At 69.2% G+C, this 25,187-nt stretch carries 29 protein-coding genes; 13 read left to right on the forward strand and 16 right to left on the reverse strand.

The features are described 5' to 3' along the window. Positions 1–48: 48 nt before the first annotated feature. Positions 49–333, reverse strand: coding sequence for a DUF5789 family protein (locus IEY26_RS00530; RefSeq protein ID WP_188974758.1), 285 nt, complete (start codon positions 331–333; stop codon positions 49–51). 122 nt (positions 334–455) lie between these two features. Here IEY26_RS00530 and IEY26_RS00535 point away from each other — a divergent pair, with 122 nt between their 5' ends. Next, a complete protein-coding gene (locus tag IEY26_RS00535; protein WP_188974760.1) occupies positions 456–1,289 on the forward strand; it encodes a PHP domain-containing protein in 834 nt (277 codons plus the stop codon). A 66-nt stretch (positions 1,290–1,355) separates the two neighbouring features. Next, positions 1,356–1,517, forward strand: a complete 162-nt coding sequence (locus tag IEY26_RS00540; protein WP_188974762.1) for a DUF6757 family protein — start codon at positions 1,356–1,358, stop codon at positions 1,515–1,517. Between the two features lie 717 nt (positions 1,518–2,234). On the opposite strand, the gene IEY26_RS00545 is transcribed toward IEY26_RS00540, so the two are convergent. Then, entirely contained in the window at positions 2,235–2,555 is a 321-nt protein-coding gene (locus IEY26_RS00545; protein WP_188974763.1) for a 4Fe-4S dicluster domain-containing protein, read from the reverse strand. Positions 2,556–2,644: 89 nt separating this feature from the next. Between IEY26_RS00545 and IEY26_RS00550 the strand changes: the two genes are divergently transcribed. Then, positions 2,645–3,112 carry a cupin domain-containing protein gene (locus IEY26_RS00550; RefSeq protein ID WP_188974765.1) on the forward strand — a complete coding sequence of 156 codons (468 nt, stop codon included), beginning with the start codon at positions 2,645–2,647 and terminating at the stop codon, positions 3,110–3,112. Next, on the forward strand, positions 3,109–3,507 hold the full coding sequence (locus tag IEY26_RS00555; protein ID WP_229773865.1) for a thiol-disulfide oxidoreductase DCC family protein: 399 nt from the start codon (positions 3,109–3,111) through the stop codon (positions 3,505–3,507). Before IEY26_RS00550 ends, IEY26_RS00555 begins: the two co-directional genes overlap by 4 nt. Before the next feature lie 137 nt (positions 3,508–3,644). Here the strand turns inward: IEY26_RS00555 and IEY26_RS00560 are convergent, their stop codons facing one another. Together IEY26_RS00560 and alaS are read right to left on the reverse strand one after the other, a co-directional pair. Then, entirely contained in the window at positions 3,645–4,346 is a 702-nt protein-coding gene (locus tag IEY26_RS00560) for a type 1 glutamine amidotransferase (protein ID WP_188974769.1), read from the reverse strand. Between the two features lie 205 nt (positions 4,347–4,551). After that, on the reverse strand, positions 4,552–7,338 hold the full coding sequence (gene alaS / locus IEY26_RS00565) for an alanine--tRNA ligase (protein WP_188974771.1): 2,787 nt from the start codon (positions 7,336–7,338) through the stop codon (positions 4,552–4,554). A gap of 362 nt (positions 7,339–7,700) precedes the next feature. On the opposite strand from alaS, the gene IEY26_RS00570 reads away from it, so the two are divergent. Continuing rightward, the gene (locus tag IEY26_RS00570; RefSeq protein ID WP_188974773.1) at positions 7,701–8,720 is read left to right on the forward strand and encodes a glutathione S-transferase family protein; all 1,020 of its coding nucleotides are present in this window, start codon (positions 7,701–7,703) and stop codon (positions 8,718–8,720) included. Between the two features lie 90 nt (positions 8,721–8,810). Further along, entirely contained in the window at positions 8,811–11,033 is a 2,223-nt protein-coding gene (locus IEY26_RS00575; protein ID WP_188974775.1) for a WD40/YVTN/BNR-like repeat-containing protein, read from the forward strand. 48 nt (positions 11,034–11,081) lie between these two features. Here IEY26_RS00575 and IEY26_RS00580 read toward each other — a convergent pair whose 3' ends face one another. Further along, the gene (locus IEY26_RS00580) at positions 11,082–12,050 is read right to left on the reverse strand and encodes a replication factor C small subunit (RefSeq protein WP_188974777.1); all 969 of its coding nucleotides are present in this window, start codon (positions 12,048–12,050) and stop codon (positions 11,082–11,084) included. A 117-nt stretch (positions 12,051–12,167) separates the two neighbouring features. Between IEY26_RS00580 and IEY26_RS00585 the strand changes: the two genes are divergently transcribed. From IEY26_RS00585 to IEY26_RS00595, 3 genes are read left to right on the forward strand one after another with little or no spacing between them, the layout of a single operon-like run. After that, positions 12,168–13,223 carry a bactofilin family protein gene (locus IEY26_RS00585; RefSeq protein WP_188974779.1) on the forward strand — a complete coding sequence of 352 codons (1,056 nt, stop codon included), beginning with the start codon at positions 12,168–12,170 and terminating at the stop codon, positions 13,221–13,223. 39 nt (positions 13,224–13,262) lie between these two features. Then, complete coding sequence (samp2, locus tag IEY26_RS00590; protein ID WP_188974781.1) at positions 13,263–13,463, forward strand: ubiquitin-like small modifier protein SAMP2; 201 nt, start codon at positions 13,263–13,265, stop codon at positions 13,461–13,463. Continuing rightward, positions 13,464–13,841: a GNAT family N-acetyltransferase gene (locus IEY26_RS00595; protein ID WP_188974783.1), complete on the forward strand. Its 378-nt coding sequence runs from the start codon at positions 13,464–13,466 to the stop codon at positions 13,839–13,841. Here the strand turns inward: IEY26_RS00595 and IEY26_RS00600 are convergent, their stop codons facing one another. The 3 genes from IEY26_RS00600 to IEY26_RS00610 form a co-directional block, all read right to left on the reverse strand. Then, a complete protein-coding gene (locus IEY26_RS00600; RefSeq protein WP_188974786.1) occupies positions 13,842–15,215 on the reverse strand; it encodes a phosphoglucomutase/phosphomannomutase family protein in 1,374 nt (457 codons plus the stop codon). 94 nt (positions 15,216–15,309) lie between these two features. Continuing rightward, positions 15,310–15,558: a GIY-YIG nuclease family protein gene (locus IEY26_RS00605; RefSeq protein WP_188974788.1), complete on the reverse strand. Its 249-nt coding sequence runs from the start codon at positions 15,556–15,558 to the stop codon at positions 15,310–15,312. 25 nt (positions 15,559–15,583) lie between these two features. Then, positions 15,584–15,736, reverse strand: coding sequence for a DUF7563 family protein (locus IEY26_RS00610; protein WP_188974790.1), 153 nt, complete (start codon positions 15,734–15,736; stop codon positions 15,584–15,586). Between the two features lie 159 nt (positions 15,737–15,895). On the opposite strand from IEY26_RS00610, the gene IEY26_RS17620 reads away from it, so the two are divergent. Both IEY26_RS17620 and IEY26_RS00615 read left to right on the forward strand, forming a co-directional pair. Further along, on the forward strand, positions 15,896–16,030 hold the full coding sequence (locus IEY26_RS17620) for a hypothetical protein (RefSeq protein WP_268239790.1): 135 nt from the start codon (positions 15,896–15,898) through the stop codon (positions 16,028–16,030). A 52-nt stretch (positions 16,031–16,082) separates the two neighbouring features. Next, a complete protein-coding gene (locus IEY26_RS00615; protein ID WP_188974792.1) occupies positions 16,083–16,250 on the forward strand; it encodes a DUF1931 family protein in 168 nt (55 codons plus the stop codon). Positions 16,251–16,300: 50 nt separating this feature from the next. On the opposite strand, the gene rpiA is transcribed toward IEY26_RS00615, so the two are convergent. The 8 genes from rpiA to IEY26_RS00655 form a co-directional block, all read right to left on the reverse strand. Continuing rightward, positions 16,301–16,993 carry a ribose-5-phosphate isomerase RpiA gene (gene rpiA / locus IEY26_RS00620; protein ID WP_188974794.1) on the reverse strand — a complete coding sequence of 231 codons (693 nt, stop codon included), beginning with the start codon at positions 16,991–16,993 and terminating at the stop codon, positions 16,301–16,303. Between the two features lie 96 nt (positions 16,994–17,089). After that, positions 17,090–17,995: an ornithine carbamoyltransferase gene (argF, locus tag IEY26_RS00625; RefSeq protein WP_188974796.1), complete on the reverse strand. Its 906-nt coding sequence runs from the start codon at positions 17,993–17,995 to the stop codon at positions 17,090–17,092. A gap of 4 nt (positions 17,996–17,999) precedes the next feature. Continuing rightward, entirely contained in the window at positions 18,000–19,004 is a 1,005-nt protein-coding gene (locus tag IEY26_RS00630) for a [LysW]-lysine hydrolase (RefSeq protein WP_188974798.1), read from the reverse strand. A 24-nt stretch (positions 19,005–19,028) separates the two neighbouring features. Then, positions 19,029–19,349 carry a hypothetical protein gene (locus IEY26_RS00635; RefSeq protein ID WP_188974800.1) on the reverse strand — a complete coding sequence of 107 codons (321 nt, stop codon included), beginning with the start codon at positions 19,347–19,349 and terminating at the stop codon, positions 19,029–19,031. 64 nt (positions 19,350–19,413) lie between these two features. Continuing rightward, on the reverse strand, positions 19,414–20,286 hold the full coding sequence (gene lysX / locus IEY26_RS00640; RefSeq protein WP_188974802.1) for a lysine biosynthesis protein LysX: 873 nt from the start codon (positions 20,284–20,286) through the stop codon (positions 19,414–19,416). A 1-nt stretch (position 20,287) separates the two neighbouring features. Continuing rightward, the gene (gene lysW, locus IEY26_RS00645) at positions 20,288–20,452 is read right to left on the reverse strand and encodes a lysine biosynthesis protein LysW (protein WP_188974804.1); all 165 of its coding nucleotides are present in this window, start codon (positions 20,450–20,452) and stop codon (positions 20,288–20,290) included. A 194-nt stretch (positions 20,453–20,646) separates the two neighbouring features. Then, positions 20,647–22,104: an argininosuccinate lyase gene (argH, locus tag IEY26_RS00650; protein WP_188974806.1), complete on the reverse strand. Its 1,458-nt coding sequence runs from the start codon at positions 22,102–22,104 to the stop codon at positions 20,647–20,649. Between the two features lies 1 nt (position 22,105). Next, positions 22,106–23,335, reverse strand: a complete 1,230-nt coding sequence (locus IEY26_RS00655; protein WP_188974808.1) for an argininosuccinate synthase — start codon at positions 23,333–23,335, stop codon at positions 22,106–22,108. A gap of 309 nt (positions 23,336–23,644) precedes the next feature. On the opposite strand from IEY26_RS00655, the gene IEY26_RS00660 reads away from it, so the two are divergent. Continuing rightward, a complete protein-coding gene (locus tag IEY26_RS00660; protein ID WP_188974810.1) occupies positions 23,645–24,154 on the forward strand; it encodes a 2'-5' RNA ligase family protein in 510 nt (169 codons plus the stop codon). Positions 24,155–24,269: 115 nt separating this feature from the next. Beyond that, complete coding sequence (locus IEY26_RS00665) at positions 24,270–25,169, forward strand: NAD(P)-dependent oxidoreductase (RefSeq protein WP_188974812.1); 900 nt, start codon at positions 24,270–24,272, stop codon at positions 25,167–25,169. Positions 25,170–25,187: the final 18 nt, after the last annotated feature.

Genomic DNA, 25,187 nt, shown 5'->3' on the forward strand with positions numbered 1-25,187 from the left:
ACGACTCGGTGACGCACGAGCTCGAAGAACCGAAAGAATCCGGACCGCTCAGAGCGACTTCTGCTCGCCGCCGTCGACACCCATCGGGGTCGGGTCGCGGTCCGAGTAACCGATACGCCCGACAGATTCCGCGGGGAGCGCCCCGTAGACGGCCGCCGCGGCCTCGTCCGCGTTCGAGAACTCCGTCTCGCCCGCGGTCTCCAGCACGTCCGCGAGCGAGGCGTCCCCACCGGGGTGGGAGATGGTCGCGTCGCCGCTGTTCGCCGCGAGCTCACTCGCCGTCGCCGGGTAGCTCTGAGACTCGCACAACTGCCAGACGTCTTTCAATGCCATCGACCGTTACAAACCGCCTATCCTTAATGAACTTTGTCTACAATTTCTGCGTGTGTCATTAAGGAACCTTAACCCCCTTTCGTCCCCCGAAGCTACACCATCCGCCCCACCCACCACCCGACATGGTCTACGCGGATCTCCACGCCCACACCACGAACTCCGACGGCGAACTCACCCTCGACACCCTCCCCGACGCCGCCCGCGCCGCCGACGTCTCCGTCGTCGCCATCACCGACCACGACCGCCTCCACCCCGACCTCCACGACCCCGTCACCGAACTCGACGACCTCACCGGCTGTCGCGACGGCTCGGACCCCGACCTCACCGTCGTCCACGGCATCGAACTCCGCGTCGAAGCCCCCGAGGAACGCGTCGACCTCCTCGGCTACGGCGTCACCCGAACCCCCGAACTAGAAGCCGAAATCGAACGCCTCCAAGCGGACCGCCGAACGCGCGGCCGCCGCATCATCCGGAACGTCGAATCCTGCCTCGACATCGACCTCGACCTCGAAGCCCGCGACGGAATCGGCCGCCCCCACGTCGCCCGCGCCGTCGTCGCTCACCCCGACACCGCGTACACGGAAATCGGGCAGGTCTTCGACGACCTCATCGGCGACGGCGGCCCCTGCTTCGTCGCTCGCGACGTCCCCGACTTCGAGCGCGGCCGAGAACTCCTCGCCGACGCCTGCGGCCTCGTCGGCCTCGCCCACCCCCTCCGCTACGACGACCCCGAATCCGCCCTCGAGCTCACCGCCGACCTCGACGCCGTCGAACGCTTCTACCCCTACGACCGCCCCGTCGGCAACGCCCCGACCGACGACGGCACCGACCTCGTCGACGCCGCCATCGACGCCTACGACCTCCTCCCCACCGGCGGCAGCGACGCCCACGCCACCACCCTCGGCAAAGCCGGCCTCACCGAATCCCAGTACGAGGCCGTCGCACGCCGCCTCTGACCCGCGACACCGCCCGTAACCGCCGCGGCCGCCAACCTCATACCCGCCCATCCCTAATCATCCCTCATGCGGTGTCACTACTGCGACTCCAACGCCGACCTCTCCGTCGAGAAGGACGGCGTCCGCGTCGCACTCTGTGAAGACCACTTCCAGGACCGCCTGGACGAACTGGCCGACTCCGACGCGCTCGCCGAACTCCGAGAGCAACTCGACATCGACCGAGCCTGACGAGTCACCCCCTCCAACCACCCCGCCGCGACGCACCCGTGGCCCGCGGCCCGGCATCCCCACCACGCTTTAAGTCGTTCCCGCGACATCGCGGGAATCTCCGATTCCCGCTATTCAGCCAGAAGTCTTCGACTTCTGGCGATAAGCAGTAGATACGAAGCACTTCTCAGCACCCTACGCCGCGTAGCCACTGCTCCGCGTTGCCCCTCCCCCGACGTTCCTTTAAGTCATTCCCGCGATAAGCAATAGATACGAGCGAGGTGCGGCGCGAGTTCTGCGCCGGCACACTACTCCCACAGAGCCGACCGGCCGTCGACGGCACTCATTCGTTTAAGTCGTTCCCGCGATAAGAAGTAGATACGAAGCACTTCTCGGCACACTACGCCGCGTAGCCGCTGCTCCGCGTTGTCGTCTCCTCATTCGTTTAAGTCGTTCCCGCGATAAGCAGTAGATACGAAGCACTTCTCAGCACACTACGCCGCGTAGCGACGCGTACCCTCGCGGCTTCGCCGCTCGCTCGTCCCACGCGTGCACGCAAGCACGTGTGGCTCACTGGCCGAGCGGTCGTTTCGCTCAGGCTCGTCGCTCACGCCTCGACTCACGCTGTTCGTCTTAGCGTTCGCTCGTTCCGAGCCTGAGGCAGCAACGCCGCCTCAGGCTCGTGTACTCACGGGTCGCTACGCTTCCCCGTTCGTTCTTTTCGGGCTTTCGCTTCGCTCAAGCCCGTGTACTATCCACGTCGATGGCGTCCACCGGACACACGTCGACGCAGAGCATGCAGTCGATACACTGAATCTCGTTCGCGGGGTCGGCCTTCCGCTCGCTCTCCGGGTGGCCGGGAGTGTCGACCCACTCGAAGACGTCGACGGGGCAGTCCTCGACGCACGCGCCGTCCTCGATGCAGATGTCGAAGTCGACGGCGACGTGCGTGCCGTGGATGCCGAGCTGTTCGGGTTCGTCCACCGGCCCCCAGACGTCGTGGCCCTCGTGGGTGTCGACGACCTCGCGGTTCTCGTCGAAGTTCGGGTCGATAGCCATACTGTCTCGTCGGGGTCGAAGTCTGTTAAGGCTTCGAGGTGTCGGCCCAGGCCGGCACGTTTTCAGCCCTCCCGGACTGAGAGCCGAGTATGCGCAAGGTACGACTCGCAGACCTGGAGTCGCGGATGGGGCCGGCGTCCGTCATCCTCCCGCTCACGGACGCGCTCGGCTTAGCGGACGTCGCGATGAACTACTACGAGCTCGACGAGGGCGAGTCGACGGCGTTCGGCTACCACGCCCACGAGAACCAAGAGGAGGTGTTCTACGTCGAGTCCGGGACGCTGACGTTCCGCACCGCCGACGGCCCCGTTCACGCGAAGGCCGGCGAAGTCGTGCGATTCGGCCCCGGCGAGTACCAGCGCGCGACGAACGAGCACGCCGACCGCGCCCTCGTCCTCGCCCTCGGCGCACCCCAAGACGCCGGCGCAACGCGCTCCCTCCGCGAATGCGACGACTGCGGCGGCGAGACCAGCCACCACATCGAACTCGCCGACGACCACGACGCCGTCGTCGCCGTCTGCGACGAATGCGGGAACGAGACGGGGCGATACACGTGAGCGAGCCCTACCCGCAGAAGACCGACGCCCACCCGCCGCGCATCGTCTACGACGACGAATGCGGCTTCTGCACGTGGTGTGCGCGCTTCGCCGCCCGCCACGGCGACTTCGAACTCGTCGGCTTCCACGAACTCACCCCCGACCAACTCGCCCGCCTCCCCGACGACTACGAACACTGCGCCCACCTCCTCACCGACGACGCCGTCTACGACTGCGGCGCGTCAGCAGAACACGTCATCCGCCACCTCGTCCCCGCCCTCGACGGCGTCTTCCACGCCCTCAACTACGTCCCCGGCTACGCCGCCCTCCGCGAGAGAACCTACCGCTGGGCCGCCGACCGCCGCGCTCTCTGGGGGAAACTCCTCAGGGAGTGCCCGCCCGCCGAAGACGACTGATAACTCCGAGAATATCGCCGGGTGACGCTCGGCGGCAGATGCGCCGCGGTTCGGCAGACGCGGCGCGACTCGCACGTCTCTCGCCGTCTGTCGACCCGGCTCGTACGTCTCTCGCCGTCTGTCGATCCGGCTCGTCCTTAGTCGTCGCTCGCGACTTGGAGGTCGCGTGCGCCGTCGGCGAGCGCGAGGAAGTTGTCGAAGAGGCGTTTCGCTTCGCAGGCGGCTTCGAAGTTCTCGGCGTTGATGCCGCCGAGCACCTCGGCTTTCCGCTCGTCGCTCAGGGCGTCCTTGCTGTTCGTGATGTGCTCGGCGGTCTCCGTGTCGTACTCGGGGTGGAACTGGACGCCGTACGCGCTCCCCTTCTTGAAGGCGTGGACGCCGTAGTCGTTCTCCGCGAGGAGGTCCGCGCCCGGAGGGAGCGCCGTCACCGCGTCCGAATGCGTCGTGAACACCGTGAAGTCGCGGTCGATGCCCGTGAAGAGCGCGTCCTCCGTCGTCCGCGAGACCGTCCGATAGCCGATTTCGTACTCGCCCATCCCTTCCACTGTCCCGCCGAGCGCCTCCGCGACGACCTGATGGCCGAAACACACGCCGAGAATGGGGACGTCGCGCTCTGCGGCGGCGGCGACGTACTCCACGAGACCGTCGATCCACGGCTCCTCCCAGTAGACGGAGGACCGCGACCCCGTGACGACGATGCCGTCGAAGTCGAAACCGCCGGGGAGGTCGCCGTCGACGGCGTCGAACTCGGTGAGGGCCGCGTCGATCTCCCGCTGGAAGTTCCGGGCCGTCCGCGACCCGTCGTGCGCGGCGTTCAGTAGCGCGACGCGTAGGCTCATACTCGTTCTATTCGGTTCTGCGTGAAAACACCTTTCGCCACTGGCAGTGTCTACGGGCGTCGATGACGGACCGGAGAACGCGACCCGCCGCGGCGGGAGGCCGCGGCGAGCGGATGGATGTGGTTCGTGGTGCGTTCACACCACAGTGACACTGTGTCACGCAGTACCTATCTCGGTTCGGGAGGCGGAAAATCTGGCCTCCGTCCTAGGACTCCGCGACCTCACGGAGGACGTCGGGCGCGTCCTCCAGCGCCTCGTCGAGTCTCTCGCTCTCCGGGCCGCCGCCCTGCGCGAAGTCCGCGGGGCCGCCGCCGCCGCCGCCGACCATACCTGCTAATCGGCCGACGACCTGCCCCGCGTTCACGTCGACGCCGTCGGGGACCGCGACGACGAACTGCGCGCCGTCCTTCCCGGAGCCGACCACGGCGATTTTCCCGTCCGCTTGGATGGCGTTCGCCGTCGCCTGCAGGTCGTCCATGTCGCCGTCGACGCGCTGCACGACCGCCGTCACGCCCGCGACGTCGAACTCCTCGCCCTGCGCGCCGCCGGACGCCCGCGCTTCCGCGAGCTCCTCTTTCAGCTCCTCGACGCGCTTCCCCCGGGCCTTCCACTCGTCGAAGAACCGCGCCGCAGTCTCTGGCACCTCCCTCGGCGAGACGTCGAACGTCGCCGCCGCTTCGAGGAGGTAATCCTCCGTCTCCTCGATCTGCTCGATGGCCGCCTCCCCCGCGGCGAACGTGAGGCGCTCCACGCCGTCCTGGATGCGCTCCGCGTTCAGGATCTTGATCGTCCCGATGTCACCCGTCCGGGAGACGTGCGTCCCCGCGCACGCCTGCACGTCCTCCGCGACGTGGATGAGCCGGATGTTCTCCCCCGCCGGAATCCCGCCCTGATAGAGGTCGAACCCGTGCTCCGCTTCGGCCTCGTGGCGGTGCGGCCACTCCTGCTCCACCGGCGTGTTGTCCGTCACGATGCGGTTCGCGAGCCGCTCGATCTCCTTCACTTCCTCCCTGTCGATTCGCTCGAAGTGCCGGACGTCGATGCGCGAGGAGTCCGTGCCCTTCTGCGCGCCCGCCTGCCGGACGTGGTCGCCGAGCACCTTTCGGGCCGCGTGCACGACGACGTGCGTCGCCGTGTGGTGTTGCATCAGCCGCCGCCGCCGACCCACGTCCACCTGCCCGCGCACGAACTCGCCCTTCCCCGGACTCTCGTCCGTCCGATGCAGGATGACGCCCGACTCCGACTGCACGTCCGTCACCTGCACCGTCACGTCGTCCGTGGACAGCGTCCCCCGGTCCGCCGGCTGCCCGCCGCCCTCCGGGTAGAACATCGTCTGGTCGAGCACGACGTCGTACACCGTTTCGCCCTCCTCGTCCTCGCGCTCGAAGACGTCGAGGACGACCGCCTCGAACTCGACGCGCTCCTGGTCGTCGTAGTAGAGCTGCTCCGTCTCCGGGAGGTCGACGAGCCGGTCGTCCCGGGAGTCCTCCTCCTCGAACGCCGACCCGCCCTCGTGGCGCGAGGCGACGAGCGAGTAGAAGTCGTCCGGCGCGTCCACCGTCGCGCCTTCCTCGTCGGCGATGGCTTCGACCATGTCCGGCTGGATGCCGTGGGAGTCGTAGAGCTCCACGAGCTCGCTCGTCGGAATCGGCTCGCCCTCGCTCGCGTACTCCTTGGCGAGCTGGCGGACGCGACGCCCCCCGCGCTCTAAGGTCTCCTCGTACTTCGACACCTCCGAGCGGACGATCTGCCGGATCGTGTCGCGGTTCTCGTAGCCGAGGCGCTCGGCCTGCATATCAACGAGCTCGTCGATGGGCGCGTCCACGCCCACGCTGTCCACGAGGCGCTTCGTCCGCCGGAGCACCATCCGCGCGAGATACCCCGTCCCCACGTTCGACGGCACGATACCGTCGCCGAACATGTAGGCGAGCGTGCGGACGTGGTCCGCGATGGCGTAGATGTCCTCCAGCGGCTCCATCAGCGCCGTGAGCTCCTCGACGTCGACGTCGAGCTTCTCCGCGATGGTGTCGCGCGCGGACTCCATGTCCTCCGCCTCGTCGATGTCCATGTGGCCCGCGAGCTTCGCCGCGTGATGGAGCGTGTCCTCTTCCTCCGCCGTGAGTTCGATGCCGGCGTTCTCCTTCAGGAACTCGATGGTCTCCGGGTAGATCGCCTCGTAGACCGTCGGCGTCCCCTGACTCACCCACGTCCACCGCTCGAGCCCGTAGCCCGTGTCCACGATGTACGTGTCCATCGGCGAGTACAACTTCCCGTCGCCCATCTCGTACTCCCCGTCCGGGTCCTCTTCCATCGACATGAAGACCAGCGTCGCCACCTCCGCGCCCTTATAAATAACCTCGAACGCGGGACCGGCGTTCCCGCCGCCGTACCACGGGTCCTCGATGTACGTCACGTCCTCGAGGTCCGCACCCATCGAATCGAGGAACAGGTCGCAGTACTCGACCGTTTGATCCTTCCAGTAGACCTCGCCCTCGTAGGCGTACTCGTCGCCGACGTCCTCCCGCGCGTTGAACACCGTATGCGACATCATCTCGAACGCCATCGTATGCCGGCCGGTCTTCCCGACGTTGTCGATGTCCTGCATCCGAATACACGGCTGACTGATACACAGCGGATTCGCCGGCGGCGGCGTCTGGCCCGACGTGACCAGCGGCTGGAAGTCGTAAATCGACGCCTGCGTCAGCAGCACGTCGTCCCGCCACCGATTCGCCGCCACCGGATACGGATCCACCCGCTCGTGCCCGTGCTCCTCGAAGAACGAGAGGAACGCCTCCCGCATCTCACCGAGCTCGTACTCCTCGTCGAACGCCGGATTATCGATGAACTGGTAGTCCTCACACGGCGGCTCCCCGCACGTCGACCGCTCCGCATCCCGCGTCCAGAAGTGCGCGCCACACTCCGAACACTCCGCCCGACGAAACCCCTCCTCCTCGAAATAGTCGAGACGGTACTCCGCTTCGAGTTCACTCATTACCCCAGAATCACCGACGAACCGACTAAATCCTTCCGCAAAAAGCCCTACGCCGCCGCTCTGCGGCGGCGTACCCCTTTTTATGTCCCACCCCCGCCGTCGGCCCACGCAAGCGGGGCGGCCGGAGGCCGCCCCGCGGCATCACGTGCTTCACCGCCTTTCTGCGACCGCTCCGCTCTGCCCCGGTTCCGCGACAGCGCCGCCCCACCCCGCTTCCGCCCCGTTTCCGCTCCGGGTTGCCCCTCGACGTTCTGTGACCGTTCGCCGTCCTGGCCGCTCGGGCGCGACGACCGACATAGTGGGTCGCGACGAGTCCCGCCGCGGCCCCCTCGCTTTTGCCGCGTCCCGTCGACCGATCAGGTATGGGTCGCATGATCGACGGGGAGTGGCATACGGACGCAGAACAGCTGTCGAAGAGCGAGCGCGGCGAGTTCCAGCGCGACCAGACGTCCTTCCGCGACTGGATTCGGGGGACGCGACGCGGCCCCGACGACGTCGTCGAGGACGGCCCGGAACCGGAGGCGGGCCGCTACCACCTCTACGTCTCCTACGCGTGCCCGTGGGCGCACCGCGTCCTCCTGACGCGCGCCCTGAAGGGCCTGGAGGACGCCATCGACGTCTCCGTCGTCGACCCCGTTCGCGTCGACCAGGGCTGGGAGTTCGACGCCGAAAAGCCCGGCACGACGCCGGACAAACTCTTCGGGAGCGACTACCTCCGCGAGGTCTACGCGCGCGCCGACCCCGACTACACGGGTCGCGTCACCGTCCCCGTCCTCTACGACACCGCCGAGGACGCCATCGTGAACAACGAGTCCGCGGAGATCATGCGGATGCTCGACACCGCCTTCGACGACTACGCGGAGAACGACGTGGACCTCTACCCCGAAGGCTACCGAGAGGAGGTCGACGACCTCATCGAGCGCATCTACGATCCGATCAACAACGGCGTCTACAAGGCGGGGTTCGCGGGCACGCAGGACGCCTACGAGGACGCCGTGACCGACCTCTTCGACGCGCTCACGGAGTGGGACGCGACGCTCGGCACGCAGCGCTTCCTCGCCGGCGACCGGCTCACCGAAGCCGACCTCGCGATGTTCACGACGCTCTACCGCTTCGACGAAGTCTACCACACCCACTTCAAGTGCAACCACCGCGAGATAACCGACTACGACCACCTCTGGGGCTACCTCCGCGACCTCTGCAACCTCCCCGGCGTCGAGGCGACCTGCGACATGCATCACGTCAAAGAGCACTACTACCGGAGTCACACGGACCTGAACCCGAAGGGCATCGTCCCCATCGGCCCCGACCCGGACTTCTTCGCGCCGCACACCCGCGACGACCTCCCCGGCGACCTCCCCGACGCGCTCCGGACGCCGTAACACCGGCTGTCGCGGCGGCGACGCCGTGCGCCGTGATGCCGCGCGGACCCGACGGTTTTTCTACACGGGCGAGTATAGAGAAAGCATACTATGGCGCTCTCCCGCCGCGCGTTCGTGAAGACCGTCGGCCTCGCCGGGGCGGCGGGCGGCGGCGTCGTCGCTTCCACCTCGCTGCAGGGCGGCGAGACGAAGAACGGCTGGCAGACCGTCGACTCGACGGTCGAAGGCACGCTCTACGACACCGTCATGTCCACCGCCGGCCCGGTCGCGGTCGGCGGCGACGGCGTCGTCCTCCTCCGCGAGCCCGGCGGCTGGCGGCCGATTCTCGAACACGGCCCGCACGTCGCCGGAAACGGCCTGCTCGCCGCGGACAGAACGGACGACCGCTCCGCGGTCTGGTTCGTCGGCGGCGGCGGCGCGGTCGGCCGCTACGACGTGCGTTCGAAGACGCTCATCGACTTCTCCGCGCCCGGCGGGAAGACGAGCTCGTGGGCGGACCTCTCCGTCGTCGGCTCCGCCGGCGACGAACGCGTCTTCCTCATCAACGGCTCCGGCGAGTTCGTCGCCGGCGACTTCTACGACGGCGGCGTCGACTGGAGCGACGTCCTCCAGACGGACGCGAAAGGCGTCTCCGAAGAGCAGGGCATCCCCGAGGACGAACCCGGCTCCGGCTCCTCCGCGCTCGGCCTCGACTTCGCCACCTCGAACGTCGGGTTCGCCTGCGACACGACGAGCGGCGTCTACCGCACGACGAACGCCGGGCAGTCCTGGCAGAAAATCGGCATCGAGGACGCCCAGGTCGGCTTCCAGGACGTCGCCGCGCTCCCGAACGGCCGCGTCGTCGTCGCCGGCGGCGGCGGCCTCCTCTACAGTTATAACGGGTCGTCCTGGCGGAAACAGCAGATCGGCGACGACAACATCTACGCGCTGGAGACGGGGACGCGGACGGTCGCGTCCGGCGCGAACGGCGTCGTCTACGAGAAGGGGAGCTCCGGCTGGGAGTCGACGCAGACCTCGACGTCGAGCGCGCTCTACGGCATGGCGTACGACCGCACGGGCAACTACCCCGACATCGCCGTCGGCGACTCCGGCGTCATCGTCGAATCCGGCGACTACCAGGGGTCGCTCCCGAACACCATCGAACTCACCGGAGCGCAGGACACCTCGACGAGCTACAGGTTCAGCGTCACGGACGTCGTCGCGCGCGGCCCGAACACGGAGAACGCGAAGGTCGAGGAGGGCCACGTTGCGAGCGGCGTCGTCGGCGGCGACACCGACACCTTCGGCTTCTCCGGCGACATCTCGACGTTCGCCGTCACCGGCGGCGACCCCGACAACCTCACCGTCACGGTGAACGGCGCGAAACGCTCGGCGTCCTCGCTCGGCACAGCGACGTGGGAGGCGATGGACGTCCCGTTCGACGGCGCGCTCTACGACGTCGTGAACGCCGGCGACGACTCCTACGCCGGCGGCGAAGGCGGGACGTTTCTCCACCGAACCACCGACGATGGCGACGCCTGGGAGGTCGTGGAGACGGGCGGGCCGCGCGGGAGCGGCGACGCCGTCCGAAAGCTCGCCGCGTCGACCGACGGGAACGTCGTCTGGGCGGCCGGCGAATCCGGGTCGCTCGGCCGCTACACCGTCACCGCATCCACCGGCGACTCCGGCTCGCGGCCGAAGGACGGCTTCGACGACCACTCACAGCCCGAGGGACACGCGGGCGGGTGGACGGCGCTCGCCGTCGCGGGCGACGCCGGGAACGAACGCGTCGTCGTCGCCGGCCAGTCCGGCGGCGTCTACACCGGCACGTACGCCAGCGGGAACGACGGCGTCTCCTGGCACGCCACCCGCATCACCGGCGGCGTCGCCGTCACCGCCCTCGACATGGAAACCCCGCAGAACGGCTACCTCGCCGACGAGAACGGCGACATCTACCACACGACCGACGGCGGCCGGAACTGGGACCGCATCGGCATTGATGGTGGTGACGCCGACATCACCGACCTCGCCGTCCTCGGCCCCGAGGAAATCTACGCCAGCGCCGGCGACGGCACCGTCATCCGCTACAACGGCCGCGTGTGGACGAAGCGCTTCGCCGGCGCGAGCGGCCTGAACGCCGTCGACGCCCACGACGGCGACCTCATCGCCGCCGGCGCGAGCGGGAAAATCTACGCCAAAGGCACCTGGCAGTGGGAACCCCAGCCGACGCCCACGCAGGCCAGCCTCCACGGCATCGCCGTCGGCCACGACAACGCCCCGACGCTCGTCTCCGGCGGCGGCGGCACCGTCCTCCGACGACACACCAACAAGTGACTTGCTCGCTCGCCCATCGCGGCCGCCGACGCGAGTAGAATCGGGGCGTTACGCGTCGTTTTCGAGAGCGATGGACGCGAGCATCGCCTCCAACTGGACCTGTTCGTTCGCGCCCTCGGCGATGCGGTAGTCGGCTTCGCCGACGCGGTCCATGAGGTGGACGGCGGCCTTCTCGTCGACGTCGAACTCCCAGACGGATCGGTGGAGCTGGTCGATGATGTCGCCGCCGGCGAGGCCGCGCTCGGAGAGGAGCTCGTCGAGCGTGCTGCGCGCGGCGAGGAAGTCGCCGTCGAGGGTGTCGTTCACCATCGCTTCGATCTCCTCGGGGCGCGCGGTCGCGGTGATGGCGTAGACGGCTTCCTCGTCGACGACGTCGCCGGTCGCCGCGGCCTGCTGGAGGGCGTTCACGGCGCGGCGCATGTCGCCGTCGGCGGCGTAGACGAGCGCGTCAACGCCGTCCTCCGTGTACTCGACGCCCTCTTCCGCGGCGATGTGGCGTACGCGCTCGGCGACGGCGTCGTCTCTGAGTTTCGAGAACCGGAAGACCGCACAGCGCGACTGGATGGGGTCGATGATGCGGTTCGAGTAGTTACAGGAGAGGATGAACCGCGTGTTGTTCGAGAACTGCTCCATCGTCCGGCGGAGCGCGGACTGCGCGTCGTTCGTCAGCGCGTCCGCCTCGTCGAGGAAGATGATTCGATAGTCGTAGCCGCCGAAGGAGGTGCGCGCGAAGTTCTTGATGCGGTCGCGGACGACGTCGATACCGCGCTCGTCCGAGGCGTTCAGCTCGAGGAAGTTCTCCTGCCAGTCGTCTCCGTAGACTTCCCTCGCGATGCTCACGGCCGCCGTCGTCTTACCGGTTCCCGCGGGGCCGGCGAAGAGGAGGTGAGGGATGTCGTCGTGCTCGACGTAGCTCTCCAGGCGCGCGATGGTGTCCTCGTGGCCCGCGATGTCGTCGAGCGACGTCGGTCGGTATTTCTCGACCCAGATCTCCTGTCTGCCGGCGGCCTCGCTCATAGCGGAGTGAAAGAGAGTACGGTGCATAAAGCCCGCGAGACGGAGTGCGCGTCGCTCACACCCGACACTCGTATCGGGTGGCTAACGTTTATCCCCTGAGGTGTCGTCCGCTCAGTCATGACGCAGCTTCCAGCCCGCTCCCGAGCGGTCGCGCTCCTCCTCGCCGCCCTCCTCCTCTGCACCGCCGCCACGGGGACGGCGACGGCCGCGAGTCGCGCCGACGGCACGGTCGTCGTCGGCCCGAACGAGACGATTACCGACGGCCTGAGCGCCGCCGGCGGCACCATCGAAATCTACGGCACCGTGCGGGGCGACGTGCAGGCCGCCGGCGGTTCCGTCGTCGTCGCCGACGGCGCGACCGTCACCGGCGACGTGCAGGCGACCGGCGGCGACGTCACCATCGCCGGATCCGTCGGCGGGAACGTCGACATCGCGAGCGGGAGCGCGACCGTCGCGCGGAACGCCACGGTCGCCGGGAACCTCAGCGTCGCCGCGGGGAGCGCCGTCGTCGCCGGAACCGTCGACGGCGACGCCGCCGTCGGCGCGGACACCATCACGCTCGCGTCCACGGCGCGCGTCGGCGGCGACTTCGTCTACGACGGCACCCTCACCCGCGAAACCGGCAGCGAGGTCGCCGGCGACGTCCGCGAAGACCCGAGCCTCGGCGACGCCGGCATGGGGTCGGGTTTCTCCCTCCCGTCGTGGCTCGGCACCGCCTACGGCTTCCTCGTGAACCTCCTCGTCGGCGCGGTCCTCCTCGCCGCCTTCCCGCGATTCTCCCGCGACGTCGCCGACCGCGTCGCCGGCACGCCGCTCCGCGCCGCCGGCGTCGGCCTCCTCGCCCTCGTCGCGACGCCGATACTCCTCTTCGTCGTCGCCATCACCGTCGTCGGCCTGCCGCTCGCGCTCGCCGGCGTCCTCGTCTACGCCCTCGGCCTCTGGGTCGCCGCCGTCTACGGCCAGTACGCCCTCGGCGCGTGGCTCCTCTCCTACACCGACCGGACGAACCGCTACCTCGCGCTCCTCGTCGGCGCGCTCCTCCTCGCTCTCCTCCAGTTCGTCCCCGTGCTCGACGCCGTCGTCGGGTTCGCCCTCCTCGTCCTCGCGCTCGGCGCGCTCGCGTCCGCCCTCTACGCCCGCTACCGCGCCGCCGGCGAACTCGCGAGCGCGTGACGCGACACGCCTAAACCCGCGCGCCGACTCCACCACACTATGCAGGTGACGGTCGAAGTAGTCGGCGGCGACACCCACGAGTTCGACGCCGAAGGCGCGACGTACGCCGACCTCCTCGCGGAACTCGACTACAGCCCCCACGAGGTCGCCGTGCTCGTCGACGGCACGCCCGTCCCCGAAGACCAGGCGGTCGACGCCGACCACGTCCAAGTCGTCCGCCTCATCCGCGGCGGCTCCTAGATGGCTCTCACCGTTCGCGCCGCCGCGCCCGACGACGCCCTCGACGTGCTCCGCGTGCTCGACGCCGCGATGCTCGAAACCACCGCGGAAACCGTCGAACGCCGCATCTCCGAAGGAACGGTCTTCGTCGCCGAAGCCGACGAGCGCGTCGTCGGCGCGCTCGTCGCCGTCCCCCGCGACGTCGGCGGCCACGTCGAAGCCGTCGCCGTCCGCCGCCGCCGCCGCGACCAGGGCGTCGGCTCCGCGCTCGTCGACGCCGCACACGACCGCTGGACGCCGCTCACCGCCGAGTTCGACCCGCACGTCCGCCCCTTCTACGAATCGCTCGGCTTCGAGGTCGAAGCGAACGGCGACCGCTACCGCGGCCGACTCGACTGATCAGACGAGCGGCGCGACGAGGTCACGGCCCGCGTCGAGGAGTTCCGCGACGCGCTCGTCGCTCCCGGCTTCCGCGTAGACGCGCATCTTCGGCTCCGTTCCGGAGGGGCGGACGAGCAGCCACGACCCGTCCTCCAGAAGGACTTTGAAGCCGTCGGCGTCGTTCACGCGCTCCACGCGCTTCCCGGCGACGTCGTCGGGGAGCCGGTCGGCGAGTTCGCGGACGACGGCGTCCTTCCGGTCGTCCGGGCAGTCGATACTCACCTTGTCCTGGACGAAGTCGCCGAACGTCTCGCGGAGGCGGTCGGCGCGGTCGTCGAGCGGCTCCTCGCTCTCGACGGTCGCCGCGAGGAGCCCCATGAGCACGCCGTCCTTCTCCCGGATGTGCCCCCGAATACTGAACCCGCCCGACTCCTCGCCGCCCATCAGGGCGTCGCGTTCGCCCATCGCCGCCGCCACCCACTTGAATCCGACCGGCGTCTCGACGACCTCCTCGCCGTGCGCCTCCGCGATGCGGTCGACGAGGAACGTCGTCGAGACGGTGCGGACCGCCGGTCCCGCATCCGATTCGAGGAGGTAGTCGTAGACGGCGGCGAAGAAGACGTTCTCGTCGAGGTGGCCGCGCTCCGGCGTGACGACCGCCACGCGGTCCGCGTCGCCGTCGTTCGCCACGCCGAGGTCCGCGTCGTGTTCGTCCACCGCCAGCGCGAGCCCCTGGAGGTTGTCCCGGCTCGGCTCCGGCGGCGTCCCGCCGAACTCGGGGTCGGTCTCGCAGCGCTGGCGAATCACGTCCGCGCCGGCGCGTTCGAGGAGGACGTCCGTGACGCCGCGCCCGCTCCCGTGCATCGCGTCGTACACCACCGTCACCCCCTCCAGGTCGGGGTCGAGGCGCTCGATGGCGTGTTCGAAGTGGGGCTCCGCGAAATCCACTTCCTCGATGCTGCCGCGCTCGCCGTCGGCCTCGACGGGCTCGCGGAGGTTCGCCTCGACGGCTTCCGTCACCTCGGGGAGCGCGGGCGCGCCGTCGCTCGGGATGAACTTCACGCCGTTGTACTCCGGCGGGTTGTGGCTCGCCGTGATGACGACCGCGCCGGCGAGGTCGCGGTCCACGATGCCGTACGCGACGAGCGGCGTCGGCGTGTCCCGCGGCGGCAGGAGGACGTCGTGGCCGTTCTCTGCGAGCACGTCCGCGACGGCCTCCGCGAACCCGCGACTCGACTCACGCGCGTCGTACCCCACCGCCACCGGCTCGCCGTCGCGGCCTTCCTCGGCGAGATAGTCCGCGACCGCCTGCGCCACCATCCGCAGCCGCGGCGTCGTGAACACGTCCAGCGTCGCCCGCCAACCGTCCGTCCCGAACGCGATTTCGTCCATACGCGACTACTCCGGGCGCGCCCGCAAAATCCCACCGGTCACTCACCGACCACTCGCCGGCCCGCGACGCCCCGGATCGCGACGCTGCCGCCGCCTACCGCTCGTCGTCGACGAGCGCCGCTTTCTCCGCGCGCGAGAGCTGTTTGATGGCGTACTCGCGGCTCATCGCCGCCGACTTCGACTCGTAGGACTCGACGTGCACGAGCTCGACGGGCGTCCGCCCGCGAGTGTACTTCGCGCCCTCGCCGGCGTCGTGTTCGGCGACGCGCCGCTCGACGTCCGTCGTGTAGCCGGTGTAGTAGGTGTCGTCGGCGCAGACGAGGACGTAGACGTAGTGGGCCACGACCGGAGTCGTGGTCGCCGACGGGCTACGGTGTTTCGGTGTGGCGTCGCTGAGAGACCTCCGCGATGCCGGCGTTCGCCGAGCAGTTCGGGCAGGCGAGCAGGCGGCCGTCCATCCCGGCGAACACGCGAGCGAACTCCCGCGAGACGTGTTCACCACAGTAATCGCAACGTGGCATGTGTATCCGACGCACGGTCGGTATCCTGTCCTACGGCAGGCAACGATTTACGCCTTCCCCCGCACACTCTCCACCTCACACCTCTCTCACTCTTCGCACCTCTCCGAACACTCGGACCGATCCCGTGATTTTGCTGCCCTTTCTCCTCTCCGCGAGGAGATGTCGACGAAACCGGCGGCGGGCGTCGGGGTCGACCCGCTGACCGCCGGCGAGCGCTCGCCCGCCGAACCGTGGTCGTTCGACCAGGGGTCACCTCCCACTTTCGGCCCCGAACCCGCCGCAGACGGCCGGTAGACCGTGTCTTTATGGGAAGCCTTATTAACGGGGGAGGAAAAAACGAAGTTGTATGGCAGACCTCATCGTCAAAGCGGCTGTCAAGGAAGCGCTCAGTGACAAGAACGTTGCGTCGGACTTCTACGATGCTCTCGACGAAGAGGTCGAGGAGCTCCTCGAAGACGCCGCGCGCCGCGCCGAAGCGAACGGTCGCAAGACCGTCCAGCCGCGCGACCTGTAATCCGGTAGCTCTCCACCCGTTTTTTGCGACGCCACGCCCCGTAGCGACGCCTACAGCGCCCGAACCCGGACGCCGTCGTCGTCGCCGACGTGCACCTCGTCCGTCAGCCCCACGAACAGCCCGTGCTCGACGACGCCCGGCAGGCCCGCGAGGGCCGTCGCGAGTCCCGCGGGGTCGTCGATAGCACCGAAGTCGCAGTCGAGCACGAGGTTCCCGTTGTCCGTCACCACCGGGCCGTCCTTCCGCGTTGCCGCCCGCAGTACCGGGTCGCCGCCGAGCGCCTCGACGCTCGCCGACACCGTCGTCCGCGCGTCCGGCAACACCTCCACCGGCACCGGATGCGACAACGCGTTCGTGAGTTTCGACGGGTCGGCGACGACGAGGAAGTCGTCGGCGAACGCGTCCACGATTTTCTCCCGCGCGTGCGCCGCCCCGCCGCCCTTCACCAGCGCGTTCCCGCCCTCGAGCACCTCGTCCGCCCCGTCGATGGCGACGTCCACCGCGTCCACCTCGTCGAGTGACGCCAGCGGCACCCCCGCCGCCTTCGCGCGCTCCCGCGACTGGAACGACGTCGCCACCCCGCGGATATCCAGGCCGGCGTCCGCCCGCCGCCCCAGCGCGTCGATAGCGCACGCCGCCGTACTCCCCGTACCTAGCCCGACGACCATCCCGTCCTCGACGCGCTCGGCCGCGCTCTCGCCCGCACGCCGCTTCGCCGCCGTCTCGCTCGTGTCCTTCTCCATACCCGTATCCGACCGCGCCCGCCAGTAAAAGTACTCTCCACCGCAGCCACGACGCCGACGGACGACCGCCGACGACACCGCGAAAAACGAGACGAGCTATCCCAGGAGCTCGACGAGCAGCGCGTTCTGCCCGTGGAGGCGGTTCTCGGCCTGCCGCCAGACGAGCGAGCGTTCCGATTCGAGGACGTCGTCCGTGATTTCCTCGCCGCGGTGGGCGGGGAGGCAGTGCATGACGGCGGCGTCGTCGGGGGCGTGCGCGAGGAGGTCGGCGTCGAGTTGGAAACCGCCGTCGTAGAACGCTTCGAGCTTCGCCTCGCGCTCGGCCTCCTCGCCCATGCTCACCCAGACGTCCGTGTAGACGACGTCCGCGTCGGCGACCGCGTCAGTGGGGTCGTCGACGAGCGTCACGGTCCCGTCGTAGTTGCTCGCGCGGTCGGTGACGCCGTCGGCGAAGCCGTACCCGTCGGGGGTGGCGGCGACGACGTCGAGACCGACCATCGCCGCGCCGACGAGGAAGGACGCGCCGACGTTGTTCCCGTCGCCCACCCACGCGACGGTCGTGTCGTCGAACCCGCAGTGCTCGCGGATGGTGAGGAGGTCGGCGAGCGTCTGCACGGGGTGAGCGTCGTCGGAGAGCCCGTTTACGACGGGAACGCTCGAGTACTCGGCGAGCTCCTCTAAATCCTCGTGGGCGTTCACGCGCGCCATGACGCCGTCGACGTAGCCGGAGAGCGCGCGCGCCGTGTCCTTCACGGGTTCGCCGTTCCCGAGCTGGATGTCGTCCTCGCCGAGGAAGACGGCGTGTCCGCCGAGCTGCGTCAGCCCGACTTCGAAGCTCACGCGCGTCCGCGTCGAGGGTTTCTCGAAGAGCATCGCGAGACTCAGCCCGTCGAGGTCGTCGCGGGGCCGGCCGTTCTCGCGCGCCGCCTCGATCTCGGGGGCGTCGGCGAGGACGTCTTCGAGCGTCGATACTGGGAGGTCGTCGATGTCGAGCACGTTCATGGCGTCACAGTCGTTGCGCGGCGGTTTCGAGGACGTCGACCGCGCGGTCGAAGTCGTCGAGGGCGATGCGTTCGTCGGGCGCGTGGTCGCGGTCGGAGTCCCCGGGGCCGTAGGTCGCCATCGGGCAGCTCCACGCGCCGTGGAAGATGTTCATGTCGCTCGTCCCCGTCTTCCGGAGGTGGGCTGGTTCGCCGCCGGCGTCGCGGATGCCGGCGCGGAGCGCGCCCGCGACGGGGCTCCGCGGCGACGTCATCACCGGCGGGATGTGTTCCGTCCACTCGACCTGTCCGCTCTCGACGGCGGCGTCGACGCGCGCCTGCACGCTCTCGACGGTCTCGCTCGGCGGCACGCGGAAAGAGGCGTCGACGCTGGCCTCGAAGGCGAGGCCGTCGTCGGCGACGCCGCCGCGCATCGAGACGGGTTTCGCCGTCACTTCCTCGAACACCGACTCCTGTGCGTCGAAGGCCGCCGAGACGCGCGCCCACCACGCCATCGCGTGTTCGAGCGCGTTCGGCTCCGGGCGGCTCGTGTGCTCCGAGTCGGTCTCGGCGGTGTACGCGCCCTTCGTGAGGCCGCGGTAGCCGAGCGTGACGGCGTTCCACCCCGACGGCTCGCCGTTCACGACGGCGGCCGGTTCGTCGCGGACGTCGACGAGGTGGCGCGCGCCCCGCGAGTCGGCTTCCTCGCCGACGACGGCGGCGAACGAGACGCCGGTCCGCACGGCCGCGGCGGCCATCGCCGCGAGCGGTCCCTTCGCGTCCACGCTCCCGCGCCCCCAGAGCTCGCCGCTCGCTTCTCGAACGGGGATGTCGCCCGGAACGGTGTCGATGTGGCTCGTCAGGAGGACGCGGTCGTCCGCGGGCGCGCGGACGTTCCCGACGTCGTCGCGGAAGACCTCGCGGTCGTGCTCCTCGAAGAACTCGACGAGGCGCGCACAGCACGCGTCCTCCTCGCCGGACACCGAGGGAATCTCCACCAGGTCGCGGAGCAGGGTTCGCGCGTCGGTCATGTGTCGATGAGTCGCGCCACCGTTTCAGACTGCGCCCCGCGCGGCGAGCGCGTCGAGCACGGGCGTCCGATGCGGCGTCTCCGCGTCCACCGTCACGAGGTCGGCGTCGAGCGTCGCGGCGAGCCCCGCGCCCGACACGCCCGCGACCACGGGGACGACGCCGTCGGCGAGCGCCGCGGCCGCCTCGCCCGCGGCCGTCGCGCGAACCGGCACACCGACCGCAGTGAGCGCCGGCACGGCGTCCTCGGCGACGACGGCGACGCGCTCGCCGTTCGCGTGCAAGTGCGCGATGTCGACGACCGCGCCCTCCGCGAGGTCGCCCGACGCCGCGACGACGGTCGTCACGCGAACCACCCGCGGTTCGCGTGGGGCCGCGAGTCGAAGCGCGAACGCGACCGTCTCGCGAGGGTCACGCGACCACCTCCGCCGCGGTGTCGTCGTCGGCTCTCGCTTCGAGCCAGTCGACGACGACGCCGGGGATGTCGACGTCCGTCGCGGTGTCGAGCGCCTTGAACTCGACCGTGTGGTTCACCTCGTGGACGGTGTAGCTGTCTCCCGTCTCCATGAGGTCGACGCCGAGCAGGCCGCCGCCGACCGCCGCGGACGCGCGCTCTACGAGCGCTTCCGCCTCCGCGTCGAGGTCGAACGCCTCGACGTCCGCGCCCTTCGCGGCGTTCGTCAGCCAGTGGTCCGAACTGCGCGCCATCGCCGCGACCGGCTCGCCGTCGAGCGCGAGCACGCGGATGTCGCGTCCCGGCTTCTCCACGAACTCCTGGACGTAGAAGACGGAGTGCTCGTAGTGGCCGAGCGTCTCCTTGTGCTCCAGGATGGCTTCGGCGGCGCTCCGCGAGTCGATCTTCGCCATCAGCCGCCCCCACGACCCGACGACGGGCTTGAGGACGCAGGGATACCCGTAGGATTCGATGGCGGAGAGCGCGGCGTCCGCGGTGAACGTCACGGTCGTGTCGGGCGTCGGAACGCCCGCCTTCTCGAGCGCGATGCTGTTCTTCGCTTTGTCCGCGCAGATCGCCGCGGTCTCCGCGGAGTTCACCACGGGGACGTCGTAGGAGTCGAGGAACTCCGTCGCGTACGTCGACCGGCTCGTCGCGAGACAGCGGTCGAGGACGACGTCGAGCCCGTCGAACGCCTCGGGGGCATCCCCTACGGTGAGTTCGAGGTCGCGCACGTCGATTTTGGCGACCTCGTGTCCGCGTTCGCGCAGCTCGCCGAGCAGGAGTTTCTCGTCCGTCCGGATGCGCGAGTAGAGGATGCCGACGTTCATCTTATTCGCCCCAGTCCTCCGCGAGCTCGGGCGCTTCTTCGAGCGTGACGGGGTCCACTCCCGTCACTTCGAGCTCCGCGCCGCAGGTGGCGCAGTCCACGATTTCACCGGTCTCAGCGTCGTCGTGCAGCGCGACGTCCGCGCCGCATTCGGGGCATGCTGTCATACGGACAGAGATACCCCGGACACAGACTTATACCTTCCGGACTTGTTCGAATAGTTATAAAAACGCGTGGCGGCTGCTACCCGGAGAAAAACCGGGAAGAAGCGTTCGGAACCGATCCGTTCTCTATGTCGGAGAGTAGTACAGTAGCCCCTGGACGGGGCGGCATTCGTCGTCGTCGCGGTCGTCGAAGCCGCTCACTCATACGAATCGACCCCCGCGTCGAGACGATCCGTCGCCGCGTCGAGCGCGAGGCGCTTTGCCTCCGCTTCGTCCGCGTCGGCCGCGAGGTCGCTCGCGACGACGCCGAGCGTCTGCTCCACCGCGCTCGGAGCGGGGCCGCCGCGCGAGTCGCGCATCGCGACGTTCGACGCCGGGTCGAGCGCCGCCGCCACCGCCTCGACGTCCGCGACCTCGCCCAGCGGCTTCCCGAGCACGTCCTCGCACGCCGCCGCCACGGCGTCGAGGTCGCCGCCAGCCTCGCCCGCGTCCGCGACGACCTCGTGCGCCGTCCGGAACGGGACACCGTGCATCGCCAGCACGTCCGCCACCCCGGTCGCACAGGAAAAGCCCTTCTCCGCCTCCGCTTCGAGGGTTTCCGCGGGCCACTCCGCGGTCGCGACCGCGCCGGCCGCCACTTCCACTGCTTCGCTCACCGCGTCCACCGCCCCCCACGCGTGCGGCGTGGCGTTCTGGAGGTCGCGGTTGTAGGCTCTCGGCAAGCCCTTCAGGGTCGTCAGGAGGCCCTGGAGGCCCGCCGCCGCGTCGCCCGCGACGGAGCGGACGAGCTCCAGCGTGTCCGGGTTCTTCTTCTGCGGCATGATCGACGACGTCGACGAGTAGTCGTCCGACAGCTCGACGAGACCCTTATTCGCGAAAATCACGAGGTCTTCTGCGAGCCCGGAGAGCGTGAGGGAGAGACCGGCGAGCGCGCTCGTCGTCTCGAAGAGGAAGTCGCGCGCCGACCCCGCGTCCGTCGCGTTCTCCACCACGCCGTCGAACCCGAGCAGCTCTGCGGTGCGCTGGCGGTCGATGTCGAACGGCGTGCCCGCGAACGCCGCCCCGCCGAGCGGGGACTGGTTCACGCGCTCGTACGCGTCGAGGAGGCGCGCCGTGTCACGAGCCAGCGCGCGCTCGTAGGACAGGAGGTAGTGACCGACGGTCGTCGGCTGCGCCGGCTGTAAGTGCGTGAAGCCCGGCATCACCGTCTCCGCCTCCGCCTCCGCGGCGTCCGCGAGCACCTCGCGGAACGCGACGACCTGTTCGACCGCGTCGAGGACGTCCTCGCGCAGCCGATAGCGGATGCAGGTCGCCACCTCGTCGTTCCGCGAGCGCGCCGTGTGCATCTTCCCGCCGTCCGGCCCGACGCGCTCGATGACCGCCGTCTCGATGGCCTCGTGCACGTCCTCGCCGTCCGGCAGCGCGCCGAACCCGCTCGCCTCGACGTCGTCGAGCGCGCGCAGAATACTCGCCGCGTCGTCCTCCTCGACGATTCCCTGCTCGGCGAGCATCACGACGTGCGCGCGGTCCACCGCGAGGTCCGCCTGGAAGATGCGGTCGTCCGCGCCCATCGAGGAGAGGAAGTCGCGCGCGGGGCCGCCGCTGAAGCGGTCGCGGCGAACCGCCGTCGACGCCGGCTCCGACCCCTCGCTCATCTCACTCGTCCTCTGCGCCGCCGTCGGTCGTCAGCGACTCTTTCTCCTGCGCCTGCTTCGCCGCCGCGTTCGCGAGGCGTCCCTGGAAGCCGTGGTACTTCGCGACGCCCGTCGCGTCCGCCTGCTCGATGCCGTCGACGGTCTCCGTGTTGAACGACGCCGCGGACTCCGAGTACGCCGCGTACTCGCTCTCACGCGCCACCGGGCGAGCCTGCCCGCCCTCGAACTTCACCGTTACTGTTCCCGTCACCTTCTCCTGCGTCGTCTCGATGAAGCCCTCCAGCGCCTTCGTCAGCGGGTGGTCGACCAGGCCCTCGTAGCCCTTCTCCGACCACTCCGCGTCCACCTCCTCCTTGAACGAGCGCTCGTCCTTCGTCAACACCAGCCCCTCCAGGGCCTTGTGCGCGTTCAGCAGCGTCGTCGCCGCCGGATGCTCGTAGTTCTCTCTCACCTTCAGCCCGAGCATGCGGTCCTCCATCATGTCCGTGCGGCCGACGCCGTGCTTTCCGGCCTTCTCGTTCAGGTGCTCGATGAGCGCCACGGGCGGAAGCTCCTCGCCGTCGACCGCCGTCGGAATCCCCTGCTCGAACGTGATCTCCACGAGCTCCGTCTCGTCTGTTTCCTTCGCCGTCCACTCGTAGATTTCCTCCGGCGGCACGTACCCCGGGTCTTCGAGATTGCCGCCCTCGATGCTGCGACTCCAGAGGTTCGTGTCGATACTCCACACGCCCTCCTTCCCGCCCTGCACGGGCAGGTCGTGGTCGGCGGCGTACTCGACCTCCCACTCGCGCGTCAGGCCGAGTTCGCGCACCGGCGCGATGACCTCCATATCCGAGGAGCGCCAGACGGCTTCGAAGCGCAGCTGGTCGTTCCCCTTCCCCGTGCAGCCGTGCGCGACGCCCGTACAGCCTTCTTCTCTCGCGAGTTCGAGGATGGCTTCCGCGATGACGGGGCGCGCGAGCGCCGTCCCGAGCGGGTAGCCCTGGTAGTCGGCGTTCGCCTGCACGCCCGTGAAGCAGAGCTCCGCGAACTCGGCTTTCGCGTCGAGGACGTGGTGTTCGAGGCCGAGCGCTTCCGCGGTCTCGTAGGCCTCCTCGAACTCCTCTTCCGGTTGGCCGACGTCGACGGTGACGCCGATAACCTCGTCGTAGCCGTACTCTTCTTTCAGCAGCGGGACGCAAACGGTCGTATCGAGCCCGCCGGAGAAGGCGAGCGCGACTTTCTCAGTCATGTGTTGTGATCTGTGGGGTCGTAGTCAGCGAGCGGTGCGACGGAGACGGAACGAACCGGATGTTCGTGCGGAATAAGATGGGGTCTACTGGGACCCCGGTCGTCGTCGTCGCACCGGCGAAAAGGAAGCGGCAGACGCCACGCTGACCGGCGTGGCGACGCTGTGAGTAGCGGGCGTCTGCATCGTTACCCGTTCGTATTGGCGCAGCCCACTTAGCCGTTCCGCCATCCCCAAAACCGGCCGACCGAGGTAACAATACCCACACTCTGGAGCGTCATCCTTTCAGTCGGCGAGCGCCGACACGGAAGCGTGTACAGCCTGAACGCCCCGCTTCCCGGCGAGGTCCGCTCCCTCGTCCGCGACCTCCGCCCCGCCCTCGTCGGCTTCGACCGCATCCGCCAACACCACTCCCTCCTCCTCAAACGCCTCGACGCCGACACCCGCCGCGACTACCTCCGCGCCGCCGAGCGAGCCAAAGCCGCCCTCCGCGACACCGCCGCCCCCTTCGAAGTCCGCATCAGCCGATGCGGCGTCTTCTCCGACCCTCATCGCGGCCCCGGCCCCCTCGTCTACCTCGCCGTCGAGAGCCCCGAACTCCTCCGCCTCCACCGCCACCTCGCCGCCGAACTCGGCACCGTCGAGCACCTCGAAGGCGACGACTACACCCCCCACGTCACCCTCGCCCGCGACGGCCCGCAGGACGCCGTCGACCGCGTCCTCGCCGCCGACTTCGAACCCGTCACCTGGGCCGTCTCCGAACTCCAACTCTACGACGCCCGCCACCACGAACGCATCGAAGCCATCCCCCTCCCCGCCTGACCGCCGCCGCTCGTCACACCGACCCGCTCCGCGTCTCTCGCCTCCCGGCTCGTCTCGCCGCTCGACGACTGGCCGGCACTCGAACACTTTTGACGCCGGCCGCCGACCACCCGGTATGTCCCGTCCCACTGTGGGTTTCGTCGGTCTCGGCATCATGGGCCTCCCGATGGCGAAGAACCTCCTCGACGCCGGCTACGACGTCGTCGGCCACAACCGCTCGCCCGAACCCGAAGAGGAACTCGAAGCCGCCGGCGGCGACACCGCCGACACTCCCGCCGCCGTCGCCGAACAGACAGACATCGTCGTCTCCTGCCTCCCCGACACCGACGCCGTCGAACGCGTCGTCCGCGGCGACGACGGCCTCCTCGACGGCCTCAGCGAGGGCATGGTCTACGTCGACACCTCCACCATCAGCCCGCTCGCCACCGAGGCGCTCGCCGCCGACCTCGAAACCCTCGGCGTCGACATGCTCGACGCCCCCATCTCCGGCGGCGAAGAAGGCGCGATTCAGGGCTCGCTCTCCATCATGGTCGGCGGCGACGCCGCTGTCCTCGACGCCTGCCGCGGCGTCTTCGACGCGATGGGCGACACCGTCACGCACTGCGGGCCCAGCGGGGCCGGTCAGACGACGAAAGCCTGCAACCAGATCGTCGTCGCCGCCCAGATGGTCGGCGTCAGCGAAGCCCTCGTCTTCGCCGAGAACGCCGGCGCGGACCTCCAGGCCGTCGTCGACGCCATCTCCGGCGGCGCGGCCGGCTGCTGGACGCTCGACAACCGCGCGTCCCGCATGATTCGCGGGAACTTCGACCCCGGCTTCTTCGCCGACTACCAGTACAAGGACCTCCGCATCGCCACCGACGCCGGCCAAGCCTACGACTCACCCATGCCGCTCACCGAACTCGCCCACGAACTCTACAAGAGCATGGCCGCGAACGACATGGGCCGCGACGACAACTCCGGCGTCATGCAGGTCATCGAGCTGCTCGCCGGCACCGAAGCCCGCATCGACGAATAACGACGAATACTCGCCCGC

It is taken from the genome of Halocalculus aciditolerans (genome assembly GCF_014647475.1).
Lineage (GTDB): Archaea > Halobacteriota > Halobacteria > Halobacteriales > Halobacteriaceae > Halocalculus > Halocalculus aciditolerans.